Below are 17997 nucleotides of genomic sequence, written 5' to 3'. Positions count from 1 at the left end.
CATGTGGATATATATCTGGTGGTGGGAGCGCGAGGCTCGCCTGAGAAGAACTCTAATGCGTAAGTCTGGCCCACCGAGGCGTCTGATTCGCGGGCAAGCCTCCAACAGGCGGTGGCCAGCGCGGCTTTTGATGTTCGCTTTTGCGTGCGGCGGTCGGGCCGGACGTTAGCGCACATGGTTTCGTCCTTTGCCGAAACAAAAGGACTCGACCGTCAGGGCGAAACCTCAATAAGCCGCACCGCAAATGCTGTTGGCGCAACCCGATTCGAAGCGCGGCACCAGAATAAGTAGTGTCTGATCAATGCGCACTGGCAACACACAAGGCGACAACTTGTTGGCGAAACAGTATCTCAGGCGCTGAATCTATGCCGCATGCACCGGCCCTTCGCGAGCAAGCTCGCTCCCACGGGGATCGTGCAGTGCAATAACCGGGCACACAAAAAAAACCCGCCAGGCTTTCGCCGGGCGGGGTTTTTGGGCTGCCTTTATCAGGCGGCGGTCATGGTCTTGTGCGTTTCGATCAAGTGCTGCACAACACTCGGATCAGCCAGGGTAGAGATATCACCCAAGGTATCGTATTCGCCGGTGGCAATCTTGCGCAGGATGCGGCGCATGATTTTCCCGGAGCGGGTTTTCGGCAGACCCGGCGCCCACTGAATGACATCCGGTGAAGCAATCGGACCGATTTCCTTGCGCACCCAGTTACGCAACTCAAGACGCAGCGCTTCATCCGGAACTTCGCCGCCATTGAGCGTGACGTAAACGTAGATGCCCTGCCCTTTCAAATCGTGAGGCACGCCGACCACGGCAGCTTCGGCAACTTTCGGGTGGGCAACCATCGCGCTTTCGATTTCAGCGGTACCCATGCGGTGGCCGGACACGTTGAGCACGTCGTCCACGCGACCGGTGATCCAGTAGTAGCCGTCTTCGTCACGACGCGCACCGTCACCGGTGAAATACATGCCACGGAAAGTCTTGAAGTAGGTGTCGACGAAACGGTCGTGATCGCCGTACAGCGTGCGCGACTGGCCTGGCCAGGAATCGAGGATGACCAGATTGCCTTCGGCCGCGCCTTCGATCAGGTTACCCAGGTTATCCACCAGGGCCGGAATCACTCCGAAGAACGGACGCGTCGCCGAGCCCGGCTTCAGGGCAGTAGCGCCTGGCAGCGGACTGATCAGGATGCCGCCGGTTTCGGTCTGCCACCAGGTATCGACAATCGGGCAGTTCTTCTTGCCGACGGTGTTGTAGTACCAGTTCCACGCTTCCGGGTTGATCGGCTCACCCACCGAACCCAACAGGCGCAGGCTCGAACCGTCAGCGCCGTCCACGGCCTTGGTGCCTTCGGCCATCATGGCGCGAATGGCGGTCGGGGCGGTGTAGAGGATGTTGACCTTGTGCTTGTCGACGATTTTCGACACGCGGGTGATGTCCGGGTAGTTCGGTACACCTTCGAACAGCAGCGTGGTTGCGCCGTTGGCCAGCGGGCCGTAGACGATGTAGCTGTGACCGGTCACCCAGCCCACGTCAGCGGTGCACCAATAGACTTCGCCCGGACGGTAGTCGAACACCCGCTCGTGAGTCAGCGCGGCGTAAACCAGATAGCCAGCGGTGGTGTGCAGCACGCCTTTGGGTTTGCCCGTGGAACCGGAGGTATAAAGGATGAACAACGACTCTTCGGCGCCCATTTCTTTCGGTGCACAGGTGGCCGATGCCACTTCCAGCAACGAGTGGTACCAGATGTCGCGATGGCGGTTCCATTCGATGTCGCCACCCGTGCGTTTGCAGACAATGACTTTCTGCACACTGGCGGTTTCAGGGTTGGTCAACGCACGGTCGACGTTGGCTTTCATGGCAGTTCTCTTGCCGCCACGCAGGCCTTCGTCGGCGGTGATCACCACTTTGGACTGGCAATCAATGATGCGTCCGGCCAGCGCTTCAGGCGAAAAGCCGCCGAATACCACAGAGTGAATGGCTCCGATCCGGGCGCACGCCAGCATGGCGACCACAGCCTCGGGGATCATCGGCATATAGATAGTCACCACGTCGCCGCGATGCACATCCTGGCCGCGCAGGGCGTTGGCGAATTTGCAGACTTCGGTATGCAGTTCGCGATAAGTGATGTTGCGGCTCTCGGAAGGATCGTCGCCTTCCCAGATGATGGCGATGGAGTCGCCGCGTTCTTCCAGGTGACGATCCAGGCAGTTGTAGGCAACGTTCAGCGTGCCGTCAGCGAACCATTTGATATCGACCCGGTGATCGTCAAAAGAGGTCTGCTTGACCGAGGTGAAAGGCTTGATCCAGTCGAGGCGCTTGGCCTGCTCACGCCAGAAGCCATCGGGATTGACCACTGACTGCTGATACATGGCCTTGTAGGTCGCCTCATCGGTCAGCGTTGTCGCTGCAACTTCTGGGCGGACGGGGTACAGGGAAGCTGCACTCATCTTGGTTACCTCGGTGGATAGTTGTTGTTTTATGTGTCCGTTGTAACCGGCTGTCGGTCCCGGGACCATTCGACGATGGTCTTACCGCTATGCAACCCTACACCACAATCGGCCTGAGAGCCGCGTATCACGGCGCAATACGCCAAACGAAGCAAGACTAAAGAACGAGCGACGCCAGGGTTTGGGCAGCAGTGAAACGGATTATTACGGATTTGCTCAACAGTGTTTATCAAAACCCTTTCTATATGAAGGGGGCACAGAGGCATAGAATCAATCTCGCCAACACGGCAAACCGATTAACAACTGACAGCCCCCACACGGCTTGTTAATCAACGATACCCACACTCGATTCACACATAATCTCACAAGGGTTATGTGACCCCTTTCGAACTGAAGAAGGTAATACGCAATGAAAGCTTCACTGCTGGTTCTGGCCCTTTGTGGTTTCAGCGCAGTTGCAATGGCTGAAGAGTCAGGTGCAAAAGTTGCTGCACAACAAGCCCGCGCCGAGCAATACACCTATGGCAGCCACCCGGACATCGCCAAAGTGGTTTCCGTCAGCGACATTCCAAACATCTGCGCGGTAGTGCCGATGCGCATGACCTACCTGGATTCGCAAGGCAAACAGCACGTCATGGCTTATCAGGTGATGGGCAACGGTTGCAGCAACGGTTGATCCATCGCGCACACGCTTGATGCCAGCGTCTCCCGGAGCAATCCCTGGAGACGCGGCCTCGTTTCTGTACCTATTGCAATCCACGCATCTCTGGCATCGAACATTAAACTTTATTTATACATATAAAGTTCTTGAACGCTTAATCCTCCGCAACGATTCAAGTTTTAGTTCAAACTTATTTCTTCTCCGCATTCAATCCATAGTCGCGCAACTTGTTGGCGATAGTGGTGTGAGAAACGCCGAGCCGCTTACCTAATTGTCGGCTGCTGGAATACTCCGGATACAGGCGTTGCAATACAGCCTTTTCAAACCGCCCAACTATCTCGTCCAGCCCGCCTTCCAGGGAAAACTCACGCAACGGCTCCCGCACGCCATATTCTGGCAATCGGATATGTTCAGCCTTGACCGTGCCACCTTCACATAATGAAACCGCCTGAAACAACACGTTCTCCAACTGACGGATATTGCCCGGCCAGTGGTAATGGGTCAGGCGCGCCATCGAAGCCGGGACGATTCGCGGCAGCGCGCAGCCTATCTGCCGACTGGCCTGATCGAGAAAGTGATCAACCAACGGGCCCAAGCCATCCAGACATTCGCGCAACGGCGGGATATGCAGCGTCAGCACGTTGAGGCGGTGGTAAAGGTCCTGGCGAAACTCACCTCTGGCGCACAGCTCGGACAGATCGCTCTGGGTCGAGCAGATCACCCGCACATCCAGATAAACCTCCTCATCGCTGCCCACCCGACGAAAGCAGCCGTCCTGGAGGAATCGCAACAGTTTGGCCTGCATCCGCGCACTCAGTTCGCCGACGCCATCGAGAAACAACGTGCCACCCGCCGTCAACTCCAGCAGCCCCAGCTTGCCTTCGACTCGCGCCCCCTCGAAAGCGCCCGGCCCGTAGCCGAACAATTCCGTCTCGGCCATGGATTCGGACAAGCCCGCGCAATTCATTGCCATCAACGGCGACTGGCCGCGCGGGCTGGCCAGGTGACAGGCGCGAGCCAGCAGTTCCTTGCCAGTGCCGGTTTCGCCCTCGATCAACAACGGCGCATCCAGCGGCGCCATGCGTCGGGCTTCACGCACTACGGCAGCCATGACCCTGGAACTCTGGAAGATGCTGTCAAAGCCGCGCAATTCCTGCTTGCGCACTTGATAGATGCGCTCGCCCACCAGATCCGCGCGATGCAAGGTCAACACCGCGCCGGCCATCGCCTCGCTGTCGTCATGCTGCGATTGCAACGGCGTGATATCGGCCAGGAACACGTCGCCGCGCACCTTGACCCGCAGGCCATTGATTCGCGACTTATTGGCGCGCACCAGTTCCGGTAGATCGAAGTCTTCGGCGTAACGCGACAGCGGAATGCCTGGCACTTCGTCGACCCTGACCCCGAGCAACTGCGCAGCGGCACGATTGGCAGCAACGATGGAGCCGCCCATGTCGATGGACATCACCGGAAACTCCAGGGCACCCAACAGCGCGTTCAACTCCATATGCCGACGCTCACTGGGCATAAGTCCCACGCGCTTTACGCCAAAAACGCCGGGGATCGCTTCGAATTTCGGGCGCAACGCCTGGAACTGCATGTTGATCAGGTTGGGGCAATACAGATAGATCGCATCACCCTGCTCGCCGCCCACCTCACCTCGGGCCACGTTGACGCCGTAGTTGACCAGCAGATCGAGGATATCGCGGGTCATGCCGATGCGATTGAGACAGTGGACTTTGATGCGCATGGCGGATTGATCCTGTGATGCAAGAAGGCTGCTGTAGGCGCGAACCTGGTGGGAGCGAGCTTGCTCGCGAAGGCTGTTGACCAAGCACTGAATCTCTATCACCTGTACCGGCTTCTTCGCGAACAAGTTCGCTCCCACAGAGGAATGCGCCCCTACAAATTTTTATCGTGTCGCGAATATTATCGTCAAGAATACGTGACAGTACAGACGGATTTTTCCCTGATACGGCCGTCAAATCCCAAGAGCCAACCAAGAACGTAACGAAATCGTTACGACGCAGAGCAAAAAACGCGACGTCCGTGCTGGCAATCCACTTACCAAAACCCCGAAAAAAGGTATCTATAGCCTCAGGCGTTCGACACAAATCGAAAAAAAGAACCCAGGAGAGCAGCATGAGCCAGACGCGTTATGTGGCACGCGAGCCCGATGAGAACGGATTCATTGAATATCCGGCCGCCGAGCACGCGGTGTGGAATACCTTGATCACCCGCCAGATGAAAGTCATCGAAGGCCGCGCCTGCCAGGAATACCTGGATGGCATCGAGCAGCTGGCGCTGCCCCACGATCGTATTCCACAGTTGAGTGAAATCAACGCAGTGCTAGCGGCTACGACCGGCTGGCAAGTGGCCCGCGTTCCGGCGCTGATTCCTTTCCAGACTTTTTTTGAGTTATTGGCCAGCAAGCGCTTTCCCGTCGCCACGTTCATACGCAGCGAGGAGGAACTGGACTACCTGCAAGAGCCAGATATCTTTCACGAAATATTCGGCCACTGCCCGCTGCTGACCAACCCCTGGTTCGCGGAATTCACTCATACCTACGGCAAGCTAGGACTCAGCGCGAGCAAAGAGCAGCGCGTCTATCTGGCGCGGCTGTACTGGATGACCATCGAGTTCGGCCTGGTGGATACACCCAAAGGTCGACGGATCTACGGCGGCGGCATCCTTTCATCGCCTAAAGAAGCGGTGTATAGCTTGTCGTCCGAGCCTGTGCATAAGGCGTTCGATCCGCTGGACGCAATGCGCACGCCCTACCGTATCGACATCCTGCAGCCCCTGTACTTTGTCCTGCCCGACCTCAAGCGGCTATTCGATCTGGCCCACGAAGACATCATGGGCATGGTCGATCAAGGCATGCAGCTGGGCCTTCACGCGCCGACCTTCGCGCCGAAAAACCCGGCCAATCATTCATCAAACTCTTCATCCAAGCCCTACGCGGCCTGAACAGGAATTCATCATGACTACCCTCAACCAAGCCCACTGCGAAGCCTGCCGCGCCGACGCGCCACAAGTCAGCGATGCCGAATTGCCCGAGCTGATCAAGCAGATCCCGGACTGGAACATCGAGGTTCGCGACAGCGTGATGCAGCTGGAAAAAGTCTTCTTGTTCAAGAATTTCAAATTTGCGCTGGCATTTACCAACGCGGTCGGCGAAATTGCCGAAGCTGAAGGTCACCACCCCGGTCTGTTGACTGAATGGGGCAAAGTGACCGTCACCTGGTGGAGCCATTCGATCAAAGGGCTGCACCGTAACGATTTCATCATGGCTGCCCGCACCGACGAGGTGGCCAAAGGCGCCGAGGGCCGCAAGTAATGCATTTCACCGATATCCAGCGAGTACCGGGCGATCCGATTCTGGGCCTGATTGACGCCTACGCCGCCGACACCAATCCCGACAAGTTCGACCTTGGCGTTGGCGTGTATAAGGACGCAATGGGTTTGACCACCATTCCCCGCGCGGTGAAGCTGGCCGAGCAGCGTCTGGTCGATGCGCAAATGACCAAGACCTATATCGGCGGCCACGGCGAACCGCGTTTCGGCCGCTTGATCAGCGAACTGGTGCTGGGCGCTGGCTCCCCGCTGCTCACCGAAAAACGCGTGAGTGCCACTCAGACGCCAGGCGGCACCGGGGCCTTGCGCCTGGCCGGTGACTTCATCGCCGAATGCCTACCGGGGCGCGGCATCTGGCTCAGCGCACCGACCTGGCCGATCCACGAAACCATCTTCGCCAAGGCCGGGCTGAAGGTCAGTCATTACCCTTACGTGGGCAGCGACAATCGCCTGAATGTCGAGGCCATGCTGGAAACGCTGAACGGCGTGCCAACCGGCGACGTGGTACTGCTGCATGCGTGCTGCCATAACCCGACGGGCTTTGACCTGTCTCATGACGACTGGCGTCGGGTGCTGGAAATCGTGCGCAGCCGTAACCTGCTGCCGCTGATCGACTTCGCCTATCAAGGCTTCGGCGATGGCCTGGAAGCGGACGCCTGGGGTGTGCGGCTGCTGGCGGCCGAACTGCCAGAGCTGTTGATCACCAGTTCCTGCTCGAAAAACTTCGGCTTGTACCGGGATCGCACCGGCGCCTTGCTGGTGGTGGCTGGCGATGCGGAGAAATCCCAGGACGTGCGCAGCCAGTTGTCGTCGATTGCCCGCAACCTGTGGTCCAGCCCGCCGGACCATGGCGCTGCGGTAGTCGCGGAAATCCTCGGTAATCCAGAGCTGAAAAGCCTGTGGGCCGATGAAGTCGAGGAAATGCGCCAGCGCATCGCGCAACTGCGCAGCGGCTTGGTGGAGGCGTTGACGCCACTGGGCCTGGGCGAACGCTTCGCGCACATCGCGACTCAACGCGGGATGTTTTCCTACACCGGGCTGAACAACGATCAGGTGGCGCGCCTGCGTCACGAGCACAGCGTGTACATGGTCAACGCCGGCCGCGCCAACGTCGCCGGCATCGATGCAGCACGACTGGATCAGCTGGCGCTGGCGATTGCGGCGGTGTGCAAGGATTGACCAGCGACAAGCGCGCTCCGAATTACTGCGTCATTACGTAGGACCGGCTTTAGCCGGGAGGGCATTCTCCCGGCTAAAGCCAGTCCTACGGATCCCGACAAGCCCCACGCAAATTCTGTGTTGCTCCCAGACAGTAAAATCCGCTTTTTGTTTCCGCACATGACCAACGGTATCGATAAAAGTCTGTTTGTCATTTGCGGTGATGTATCCTGCCCAAGCTTTTTAGAAGCACGGTTCTGTCCAGCAACCAGAAAAATCTTGCGAAGGAGCGACGACGATGCATGAAATCCCAAACTTCCCCCCGAGCCAGAGTGAACCCGAGCAGTCAACATTGGCGCAGCTGGAACTCGGTCAAGTGGTCGAGATGAAAGCCAGCAGCGCGCAGGTTGAAGACTGCCAGCCAGCCTCCAGCGAAGACTGAAGGCGATTTTTTTCAGGCGTATCGAAAACCGGTTTTGCTGAGTTTCCATACGCCTGAAAATGCCGAGACAAGTAGACACCCTCCATGACCGAATTTACCGAAACCCATGCCAACACCTTGATCGGCACCGCCGAGAAGATGATCAACGTCTGGTCGCGCTTGAGCCCTGAAAAGAAACAGGCCTTGCTCGAACGCTTCGGCAGCCAGGAAAAAGCCTTGGCCGCAATGGTGACCACGCAGTTGGTAGCCCCCGCCAAAGAGTAACTGCAGACGGATGAGTGGGAGCGAGCTTGCTCGCGAAAAAGCTAACTCATCCCCCTTATCTCCAGCATCGACCCATAGCCTTCGCCAGCAAGCTGGCTCCCACAAGGCTCTGTTCCAGCATTTTCATCAGTATTCAGCTTCACCCCTCCCGATAAACCCCCATACACCGCTATCATGGCGCACTTGATTAGCCTGCTAAGCTTTTGCCCTCTCCGCCGTAACCTGGACCGCTTATTCATGCCAGAGACCCACTCTCCACAACGCCCTATGGCCGTCACGCTGCAGGTCGTTTCCATCGTTTTATTCACTTTCATCGGCTACCTGAATATCGGCATACCGCTGGCCGTGCTGCCCGGCTATGTCCACACCGATCTGGGGTTCGGCGCTGTCGTAGCCGGGTTGGTCATCAGCGTGCAGTATCTGGCAACCCTGCTGAGTCGCCCGTATTCCAGCCGCATCATCGATAACCTGGGCAGCAAGAAAGCCGTGCTGTTCGGCCTGGCCGGTTGTGGCTTGAGTGGCGTACTGATGCTGTTGTCGAGCTGGCTGCAGGGCTGGCCCGTCGCAAGTCTGGTCTGCCTGTTTATCGGTCGAGTGGTGCTGGGCAGCGCGGAAAGTCTGGTGGGTTCGGGGTCGATTGGCTGGGGCATCGGCCGCGTCGGGGCGAAGAACACCGCCAAGGTGATTTCCTGGAACGGCATCGCCAGCTACGGCGCGCTGGCCATTGGTGCGCCGCTGGGTGTGCTGATGGTCGGTGAACTGGGCCTGTGGAGCATGGGCGTGAGCATCATTCTGCTGGCTGGCCTCGGCCTGACGCTAGCCTGGAAGAAAGAGCCCGCGCCCATCGTGCATGGCGAGCGCCTGCCGTTCCTGCATGTGCTGGGTCGAGTCTTGCCCCACGGTATGGGCCTGGCGCTGGGTTCCATCGGTTTCGGCACCATCGCCACCTTTATTACTCTGTATTACGCCAGCCACAGCTGGCCAAACGCCGTACTGTGCCTGAGCCTGTTCGGCGGCTGCTTTATCGCGGCTCGCTTGCTGTTTGGCAATTTGATCAATCGCCTGGGCGGTTTTCGAGTGGCGATTGCCTGCCTTTCAGTAGAAAGCCTCGGCTTGCTGTTGCTGTGGCTGGCGCCGTCGCCGGAACTGGCACTGGCGGGCGCGGCGCTGACCGGCTTTGGCTTTTCTCTGGTGTTCCCGGCCTTGGGCGTCGAAGCGGTCAACCTCGTCCCGGCGTCCAGCCGTGGCGCAGCGGTGGGGGCTTATTCGCTGTTCATCGATCTGTCGCTGGGGATTACCGGCCCGGTGGCGGGCGCCATCGCGGGAGGCTTCGGTTTCTCGTCGATCTTCCTGTTTGCGGCCATCGCCTCGCTCAGCGGCCTGGGCCTGAGCGTTTATCTGTACAAGCAAGCCAAAGCGATGCGCGAACAGCGGGCCTGATCAAAAATCGACCTTGCCGCGCCCGGCCTTGATCGAGCCGCGCTTGGTCTTGCCCTCCAGCCGACGCTTCTTCGAGCCCAGCGTCGGTTTGGTCGGACGGCGTTTCTTTTCGACTTTGGTGGCGCTGACGATCAGCTCGACCAGACGCTCCAACGCGTCGGCGCGATTCTGCTCCTGAGTGCGATATTGCTGGGCCTTGATGATCAACACGCCATCGCTGGTGATGCGGCTGTCGCGCAGGGCCAGCAGCCGCTCCTTGTAGAACGGCGGCAGCGACGAAGCGTTGATGTCGAAGCGCAAGTGCAGCGCGCTGGAAACCTTGTTGACGTTCTGCCCGCCCGCACCCTGGGCGCGAATCGCAGTCAGTTCGATTTCGGCATCCGGCAGATGCACATTGTTGGAAATCACCAGCATGGGTCAAGGCTACAGTCGATCTTGGGTCGTCAGGATAACCGTTGCCCCCATAAAAAACCCGGGCGCAGCGTTTGAGCACTGCAGACCGGGTTTATTGACAGCCGACGAACTCAGCCAGCGTGATGCAACGCAGCCGCCGCGCTGCGCTTGCTCTTGATGCGGTAGCACACCCACATCAGCAGCAGCCAGACCGGAATCGCATACACCGAAACCTGAATGCCCGGAATCATCAGCATAATGCCAAGAATAAACACCACGAACGCCAGGCAGACGTAGTTGCCGTATGGATACCACAAAGCCTTGAACAGCGGCACTTGCTGAGTGCGGATCATGTGCTGGCGAAACTTGAGGTGCGAATAGCTGATCATCGCCCAGTTGATGACCAGCGTGGCCACCACCAGCGACATCAGCAGTTCAAGGGCACTGTGCGGAATCAGGTAGTTGAGCAGCACCGCGACAAACGTCACCAGCGCCGAAACGAAAATCGCCCGCACCGGCACGCCACGCTTGTCGACCTGTGCCAGGGAACGCGGCGCATCGCCCTGCTCGGCCATGCCCAACAGCATGCGGCTGTTGCAGTAAGTGCCGCTGTTGTAGACCGACAACGCCGCCGTCAGTACCACGAAGTTGAGGATGTGCGCGGCGGTGTCGCTGCCCAGCATCGAGAACACCTGCACGAACGGGCTGCCGCTGTACTCGTCACCCGAGGCATTGAGGCTGGCCAGCAGGCTGTCCCAAGGGGTCAGCGAGAGCAGCACCACCAAGGCGCCGATGTAGAAAATCAGGATCCGGTAGATCACCTGGTTGATCGCCTTGGGGATCACGGTGCGTGGCTGATCAGCTTCGGCTGCGGTGAAGCCGAGCATTTCCAGGCCGCCGAAGGAGAACATGATGATCGCCAGAGCCATCACCAGACCCATCACGCCGTTGGGGAAGAAGCCGCCGTGTTCCCACAGGTTGCTGACCGATGCCTGCGGCCCGCCATTCCCACTGACCAGCAGATAGCTGCCCAGGGCGATCATGCCCAGAATCGCCACGACCTTGATGATGGCGAACCAGAACTCCGCCTCACCGAAGACCTTGACGTTGGCCAGATTGACCGCGTTGATCATCAGGAAGAACACCGCCGCTGACGCCCAGCTCGGGATTTCCGGCCACCAGTAATGGATGTACTTGCCCACGGCTGTCAGCTCGGACATGCCCACCAGAATGTACAGAATCCAGCAGTTCCAGCCGGACAGGAACCCGGCAAAACCGCCCCAGTATTTGTGCGCGAAATGGCTGAAGGAGCCTGCGACCGGCTCTTCGACGATCATTTCGCCGAGCTGGCGCATGATCATGAAGGCAATGAAGCCGCAGATGGCGTAACCGAGGATCATCGACGGACCCGCCGACTTGAGCACGCCTGCCGAACCCAGGAACAAGCCTGTGCCGATGGCGCCACCCAGGGCGATCAGTTGGATGTGGCGGTTTTTCAGCCCACGTTTCAGCTCGCCGGAAGACGAGAGGTGTTCACTCATTGGATAGTCACCTGGTTGTTTTTGTCTGTGACGGAATCGAACCCGCAGCGCTTATGGCGCCGAGGAATGAAGTGCACAAGGCGGATAGCCTTGAACGTGTTGGATGCGCGAAGACGTCAGCAAGCCACAGAAAAAACGCGGGGGATTGTACATCGTTGGAGGGGGGTGGGGGGGGTTGGAGGGGTAACCACGAGGGAAACATTGTGGGAGATTGCTTGCTAAAGCTGTATCTCAGGCCCAAGAAATGCGCCGGATGAACTAAAGGCTTCGCGAGCAAGCTCGCTCCCACAGGCAGTTGTTTACTGCCGCATCCCACGCCCGCTGACCAGCAATCGCGCGCAGCCCACATACAGGACGATGGTCGCGACGACCATGAACGCCAGGGCGATGCTGATCCGAATGTCGGACACGCCGAGGATGCCGAAGCGGAAGGCGTTAACCATGTGCAGGACCGGGTTGGCCATGGACACGGTCTGCCAGAACGGCGGCAGCAGATTGATCGAGTAGAACACGCCACCCAGATAGGTCAGCGGTGTCAGCACGAAGGTCGGGATGATCGAGATGTCATCAAAGTTGCGCGCGAACACGGCATTGATGAAGCCCAGCAGCGAGAAGATCGTCGCCGTCAGCACCACGACGATCACCGTGATACCCAAGTGATGCACTTGCAGATCGGTGAAGAACATCGAGAGCATGGTCACGATGACGCCGACCATCAGGCCACGCAGCACGCCGCCCAGTACATAACCGACAAGGATGGTGTGCGGCGAAACCGGCGAAACCATCAGCTCTTCGACCGAACGCTGGAACTTGGCGCCGAAGAAGCTCGACACCACGTTGCCGTAGGAGTTGGTGATCACCGACATCATGATCAGGCCCGGCACGATGTATTGCATGTACGTGAAGCCGCCCATGTCGCCGATCTGCCGGCCGATCAGGTTGCCGAAGATCACGAAGTAAAGAACCATAGTGATCGCTGGCGGCAGCAGGGTTTGCGGCCAGATGCGCATGAAACGACGCACTTCGCGATAGACGATGGTGTTCAGGGCAATCAGGTTGGGGCGCAGCTCGGAGGTGGTTTCGTTGCTCATACCGCCACCTTCGCCAGATTTTTTTCCACCAGGGACACGAACAGCTCCTCGAGGCGATTGGTTTTATTGCGCAGGCTCAGCACTTCAATGTTTTGCGCGGCGAGTTGGCCGAACAGCGCAGTGATGCCGATATTCTTGTCGACCTGGACTTCCAGGGTATGGCTGTCGATCAGCCTGCCTGGATAACCGATCAACTGTGGCGCGCTTTGATACGCATCCTTGAGATCCAGCAGAAAGGTTTCGACGGTCATTTTGTTGAGCAACTGCTTCATGCCGGTGTTCTCGACAATCACGCCGTGGTCGATAATGCCGATGTTGCGACACAGCTGCTCGGCCTCTTCCAGATAGTGCGTGGTGAGGATGATCGTCGTGCCCTGCTCGTTCAGCTCGGTGAGGAAACCCCACATCGAACGACGCAGCTCGATATCCACGCCAGCCGTCGGTTCGTCGAGGATCAGCAGACGCGGTTCATGAATCAACGCACGAGCAATCATCAGCCGCCGCTTCATTCCGCCAGACAGCGAACGCGAAGGCACATCGCGCTTGTCCCACAAGCCCAGCTGCGTCAGGTAACGCTCGGCGCGCTCCTTGGCGATCTTCAGCGGGATGCCGTAATAGCCGGCCTGGGTCACGACGATGTCGAAGGCTTTCTCGAACTGGTTGAAGTTGAATTCCTGGGGCACCACGCCGATGCAGCGCTTGAGCGCCGCAGGCTCGCGGTCCAGGTCATGACCAAAGATATTCACCGTTCCGCTGCTCTTGTTGACCAGGGTTGAGATGATGCCGATGGTGGTGGATTTGCCGGCACCGTTGGGGCCAAGCAAGGCGAAAAAGTCACCTTCGGCGACATCCAGATCGATACCACTCAATGCCTGGAAACCGTTGCCGTAGGTTTTGGTTAGCTGCCGGATGGACAGAGCGGAACTCATATCGGAAAACGCACCAATGAAGGAAAGGAAAGAATAGATGAGGGCGGATGCCGCTGATTGCAACCGCGAAATAGTCAGTTACAGGTGCGGCATAGCCAGGCAATGGTGCTTGGCTAAGCCATTCAAGTACAGCGACATATATTGATAATACTTATCAGGTCAACGCGGTCATCACTGCCGATCGATAAGCCGGACGCGCTTTCAGACGCTCGTACCAGGCTTGGAGATGATGCATCGCCGGACGTTCAATCGGCATTTCGAACCAGGCATAGATAAAGCAGCCCAGAGGAATGTCGCCCATGCCGAATTCGTCACCGGACAGATAAGGCTGGCTCGCCAGCGCTTCGTCCACCACGACCAGCAAACCTTGCACGGTCTTGATCGCGCCGTTGATCTGCACCCAGTCCTGCTGTTCCGCCGGAGTACGCAACACGCCCCAGAATACATGCCGAAACGGTTCAGCCAGGGTCGAGGTGGTCCAGTCCATCCATTTGTCGGCGGCTGCCCGCGCCTGAGGATTGGCTGGAAACAGCGCCGAATCCGGGGCGTATTGCGCCGCCAGGTAGCGCACGATGGCATTGGACTCCCAGAGCACGAAGTCGCCATCCTCGATCATCGGCACCCGGCCATTGGGGTTTTTCGCCCGGTATTCTTCACCGTCCACCAGGCCGAACGCACCGCCGGCATCGACTGCTTCGTATTGCAGGCCGAGTTCTTCAGCGATCCACAGCGCCTTGCGCACGTTGGACGAGTTTTTTCTACCCCAGATTTTCAACATAGGTAATCCTCTGTAAACCGAGACTCCAACAAGTGGCAGCAGTTTACCCGGTGGGAGCGAGCTTGCTCGCGAAGACGACAGTTCATTCGAAGATTTATTGTGCCTCGAACGTTGAATCGCAGGGCACCAACATCATTTTCAGCGCTGCGTAAGCAGGTTTCGCCCTGACGGTCGAGTCCATTTTGTTTCGGCAAAATAGACGAAAACCATCTGCGCTGACGTCCGGCCCCTGCTTCGCAGCGGTTCCCTCCCTCCGGTGCCGTGGTGGGGCGCGTTTGGCGGCGTCTGCACTATCGAGGCACAGAAGCCAGGTTGGCCTCGGCTCGTGGGAGCGAGCTTGCTCGCGAAGACGTCGGTTCATTCGAATGATCTATTGCGCCTCGAACATCGCTTTCGCGAGCAAGCTCGCTCCCACCCCGCTCGATCACACACCGAACTCCCTCGCCCGCCAAGGGTCACTATCGATGCTCGCCGTGCTGTTCGCTTGACGGAACAGGACCTGGCTATTGATAGTGGTTCCTTACCGCTGTCATCACGGAGGATTACTTATGCTGTTGTTGTGGATTGTTGCGCTGGTTGTCGGGATTGCCTGGCTGGCCCACCGGCGTGTAGCACCGATGCCCGCCTTGGGCGCGGTTGCCGTGTTTGTGCTGGCGATGGGGATTTTCAGCCATGCGCCGGGCTGGTTGCTGGCGATTTTCTGGATCCTGTTGCTGGCCGTGGCCTTGCCGCTGATGCTGCCGGACCTGCGTCGCAAGCACTTCACTGCGCCGATGTTCTCCTGGTTCAAGAAAACCCTGCCGCCGATGTCCCAGACCGAACGCGATGCCATCGATGCAGGCACCGTCTGGTGGGACGGCGAGCTGTTCAGCGGTCGCCCGGACTGGGATCAGCTGCTGGCCTATCCAAAGGTCCAGCTGACCGAGGAAGAACAGGCGTTCATCGACGGTCCGACCGAAGAGCTGTGCGCCATGGTCACTGACTGGGAAATCGGTCAGGCCATGGACCTGCCGCCGCGCGCCTGGGCGCATATCAAGGAACACGGCTTCTTCGCCCTGATCATCCCCAAGGAGTTCGGCGGCAAAGGCTTCTCGGCTTACGCGCACTCGCAAGTGGCGATGAAACTGGCGACCCGCAGTGGCGACCTGGCTTCCACGGTCATGGTCCCCAACTCCCTGGGCCCGGCGGAACTGCTGCTGCATTACGGCACCGACGAGCAACGCAACCATTACCTGCCGCGTCTGGCGCGGGGCGATGATATTCCGTGTTTCGCCCTCACCGGCCCGCTGGCTGGGTCCGATGCCGGTGCGATGCCCGACACCGGGATCATCTGCAAAGGCCAGTGGCAAGGCGAAGAAGTCATTGGTCTGCGCCTGAACTGGGAAAAACGCTACATCACCCTCGGCCCGGTCGCGACCCTTCTGGGCCTGGCGTTCAAGGCCTTTGACCCCGAGCATTTGCTGGGCGACGAGGAAGACATCGGCATCACCCTGGCGTTGATCCCGACGGACACGCCGGGTGTGGAAATCGGCCGTCGTCACTTGCCACTGGGCGCAGCCTTCATGAATGGCCCGAACTCCGGCAAGGATGTATTCATCCCGCTGGACTACCTGATCGGCGGCCAGGAAATGCTCGGCAAGGGCTGGATGATGCTGATGAACTGCCTGTCCGTGGGCCGTTCCATCTCGCTGCCTGCCGTAGGCACCGGCGCGGCCAAGTTCACCAGTCTGGTGACCGGGCAATACGCGCAGGTTCGCGAGCAATTCAACGTGCCGCTGTCGGCATTCGAGGGTATTCAGGAATCCCTGGCGCGGATCGGCGGCAATGCGTGGCTGATGGACAGCGCGCGCATGCTCACCGCCAACGCGGTGGATCTGGGCGAGAAACCGTCAGTGCTGTCGGCGATCCTCAAATATCACCTGACCGAACGCGGCCGCGAATGCATCACCCACGCCATGGACGTGCATGGCGGCAAGGGCATCATCATGGGCCCGAACAACTATCTGGGCCGCAACTGGCAAGGCGCGCCAATTTTCATCACGGTTGAAGGCGCAAATATCCTGTCACGTAACCTGATGATCTTCGGCCAGGGCGCGATTCGGTGCCATCCGTTCGTCCTCAAGGAAATGGCCCTGGCCGGCCGTGAAGACCACGATCAGGCTTTGGCCGAGTTCGACACGCTGCTGCTCAAGCACATCGGCTTCGCAGTCAGCAACGCAGCGAGCACCTTTATTCTCAACCTGGGCTTCGGTCGATTCGAAGCCGCGCCGGGCGATAGTTTGAGCCAGGGTTACTTCCGGGCGCTGAATCGTCAGGCAGCGGCATTTGCCATGCTGGCGGATCTGAGCATGATGCTGCTGGGCGGTGAGCTGAAACGGCGGGAACGTCTGTCGGCACGCCTGGGCGATGTGTTGAGCCATTTGTATCTGGCTTCAGCGGCGCTCAAGCGTTATCACGACCTGGATTACCCGCAACACTTGCAGCCGCTGTTCCGTTGGGCCATGGAAGAGTCGCTCGGCGAGTCGGAGCGTGCGCTGGACGAGTTGCTGACCAACTTCCCGAGTCGCGTATTGGGCACGGTATTGCGCGTGGTGACCTTCCCGTTCGGCCGCCGTCACAAAGGGCCGTCAGACGCGCTGGATGCCGAAGTCGCCGCTGTTCTGGGCCGCGCCAAAGGTGATCCAACCCTGGAAGAATTGCTGGCTGGCTGCTATCGCCCGCAAGATCCCGATGATGCAGTCGGCGCCCTGCAACACGCCAGCGACTTGCTGAACGCTGCTGCGCCGCTGCACAAAAAGCTGCACGTCGCGGCAAAAGGCGGTCAGCTGCAACCGGCTGCCGGCGAGCACATCATCGATGCGGCGCTGCATGCCGGGGTGTTGCAGCCGCTGGAGGCCGAGAACCTGCGCGCCGCCGAAGCTGCACGTCGCAAGGTGATCGACGTGGATGATTTTGCCAAGGAAGAGCTGACCTTGGCCGAGGGCAAGATCCGTTAATCGATAGATCTTGTCAGGCCAACCACACAGCGGGCGCGCAGAGCTTTATACTCTCGCGCCCGTTTTTGCTATTGAGGATTGAACCATGGCCGACGCCACTCTCGACCACCAACTGAACCTGCTGGCACATCTGCGCAGCATCCTGGTCGCGCTGGGCGAGGCCGAGCAGGTTCCCGAAGAAAGCCATGCGCTGTTCATGGAGCGCTTCGACGAACTTATGACGCTGCTGCCTCAGGACCCGATCGAAAGCCAATACCTGGGCCAGGACATTCTCTGCCAAGTGATCCAGCGCTATCCGCAAATCGCCCATCTGGTGCCGCGTGACCTGCTGTGGTTTTTCGCCGGTGATTGCCTGCACTTCATGCCGGACGAAGAAATCGCCCTGTATCAATCGCTGGAAGAGCGCCGCTACGAAGCTGAACAGAACGAAGAACCGTTTGACTGGAATCGTGAGAAACAGCTTCTGTCGATGCCGACTCAGGGCAGTAAACACTGATCGAGAC

16 protein-coding genes are annotated in these 17997 nt (G+C 58.9%); 9 read left to right on the top strand and 7 right to left on the bottom strand.

Translation table 11 applies throughout. The annotated features are described in order from the left end of the window. Positions 1 to 488 precede the first annotated feature (488 nt). Positions 489 to 2444: an acetate--CoA ligase gene (gene acs / locus AABC73_RS08135; protein ID WP_341523152.1), complete on the bottom strand. Its 1956-nt coding sequence runs from the start codon at positions 2442 to 2444 to the stop codon at positions 489 to 491. A 409-nt stretch (positions 2445 to 2853) separates the two neighbouring features. Here acs and AABC73_RS08130 point away from each other — a divergent pair, with 409 nt between their 5' ends. Continuing rightward, a complete protein-coding gene (locus tag AABC73_RS08130; protein WP_341523151.1) occupies positions 2854 to 3120 on the top strand; it encodes a DUF2790 domain-containing protein in 267 nt (88 codons plus the stop codon). A 175-nt stretch (positions 3121 to 3295) separates the two neighbouring features. Here AABC73_RS08130 and AABC73_RS08125 read toward each other — a convergent pair whose 3' ends face one another. Next, the gene (locus AABC73_RS08125; protein WP_341523150.1) at positions 3296 to 4855 is read right to left on the bottom strand and encodes a sigma-54-dependent transcriptional regulator; all 1560 of its coding nucleotides are present in this window, start codon (positions 4853 to 4855) and stop codon (positions 3296 to 3298) included. A 341-nt stretch (positions 4856 to 5196) separates the two neighbouring features. Here AABC73_RS08125 and phhA point away from each other — a divergent pair, with 341 nt between their 5' ends. From phhA to AABC73_RS08095, 6 genes are all read left to right on the top strand, one after another. Continuing rightward, positions 5197 to 6075: a phenylalanine 4-monooxygenase gene (gene phhA, locus AABC73_RS08120; RefSeq protein ID WP_341524192.1), complete on the top strand. Its 879-nt coding sequence runs from the start codon at positions 5197 to 5199 to the stop codon at positions 6073 to 6075. Between the two features lie 13 nt (positions 6076 to 6088). Continuing rightward, complete coding sequence (locus tag AABC73_RS08115; protein ID WP_331153058.1) at positions 6089 to 6445, top strand: 4a-hydroxytetrahydrobiopterin dehydratase; 357 nt, start codon at positions 6089 to 6091, stop codon at positions 6443 to 6445. Next, entirely contained in the window at positions 6445 to 7641 is a 1197-nt protein-coding gene (locus AABC73_RS08110) for an amino acid aminotransferase (protein WP_341523149.1), read from the top strand. Before AABC73_RS08115 ends, AABC73_RS08110 begins: the two co-directional genes overlap by 1 nt. Positions 7642 to 7918: 277 nt before the next feature. Next, the gene (locus AABC73_RS08105) at positions 7919 to 8062 is read left to right on the top strand and encodes a hypothetical protein (RefSeq protein WP_341523148.1); all 144 of its coding nucleotides are present in this window, start codon (positions 7919 to 7921) and stop codon (positions 8060 to 8062) included. A gap of 84 nt (positions 8063 to 8146) precedes the next feature. Beyond that, a complete protein-coding gene (locus tag AABC73_RS08100; protein ID WP_341523147.1) occupies positions 8147 to 8326 on the top strand; it encodes a hypothetical protein in 180 nt (59 codons plus the stop codon). A gap of 237 nt (positions 8327 to 8563) precedes the next feature. Continuing rightward, positions 8564 to 9766: an MFS transporter gene (locus AABC73_RS08095; protein ID WP_341523146.1), complete on the top strand. Its 1203-nt coding sequence runs from the start codon at positions 8564 to 8566 to the stop codon at positions 9764 to 9766. Here the strand turns inward: AABC73_RS08095 and arfB are convergent, their stop codons facing one another. The 5 genes from arfB to AABC73_RS08070 form a co-directional block, all read right to left on the bottom strand. Continuing rightward, complete coding sequence (arfB, locus tag AABC73_RS08090) at positions 9767 to 10180, bottom strand: alternative ribosome rescue aminoacyl-tRNA hydrolase ArfB (protein WP_341523145.1); 414 nt, start codon at positions 10178 to 10180, stop codon at positions 9767 to 9769. Positions 10181 to 10290: 110 nt separating this feature from the next. Continuing rightward, positions 10291 to 11700, bottom strand: a complete 1410-nt coding sequence (locus tag AABC73_RS08085; protein ID WP_331153054.1) for an amino acid permease — start codon at positions 11698 to 11700, stop codon at positions 10291 to 10293. A gap of 299 nt (positions 11701 to 11999) precedes the next feature. Beyond that, positions 12000 to 12791, bottom strand: a complete 792-nt coding sequence (locus AABC73_RS08080) for an ABC transporter permease (RefSeq protein WP_331153053.1) — start codon at positions 12789 to 12791, stop codon at positions 12000 to 12002. After that, positions 12788 to 13720, bottom strand: coding sequence for an ABC transporter ATP-binding protein (locus AABC73_RS08075; RefSeq protein WP_341523144.1), 933 nt, complete (start codon positions 13718 to 13720; stop codon positions 12788 to 12790). The genes AABC73_RS08080 and AABC73_RS08075 overlap by 4 nt, the downstream gene beginning before the upstream one ends. A 154-nt stretch (positions 13721 to 13874) precedes the next feature. Beyond that, entirely contained in the window at positions 13875 to 14498 is a 624-nt protein-coding gene (locus AABC73_RS08070; RefSeq protein ID WP_341523143.1) for a glutathione S-transferase, read from the bottom strand. 548 nt (positions 14499 to 15046) lie between these two features. Here AABC73_RS08070 and AABC73_RS08065 point away from each other — a divergent pair. Together AABC73_RS08065 and AABC73_RS08060 are read left to right on the top strand one after the other, a co-directional pair. Continuing rightward, the gene (locus tag AABC73_RS08065; RefSeq protein WP_341523142.1) at positions 15047 to 17494 is read left to right on the top strand and encodes an acyl-CoA dehydrogenase; all 2448 of its coding nucleotides are present in this window, start codon (positions 15047 to 15049) and stop codon (positions 17492 to 17494) included. 85 nt (positions 17495 to 17579) lie between these two features. Then, positions 17580 to 17990 carry a PA2817 family protein gene (locus AABC73_RS08060; protein ID WP_020290555.1) on the top strand — a complete coding sequence of 137 codons (411 nt, stop codon included), beginning with the start codon at positions 17580 to 17582 and terminating at the stop codon, positions 17988 to 17990. Positions 17991 to 17997: the final 7 nt, after the last annotated feature.

It is taken from the genome of Pseudomonas sp. G.S.17 (assembly GCF_038096165.1).
GTDB lineage: Bacteria > Pseudomonadota > Gammaproteobacteria > Pseudomonadales > Pseudomonadaceae > Aquipseudomonas.
Note: the sequence above shows the minus strand (reverse complement) of the source record. Positions and strands in the feature narration are given on the sequence as shown.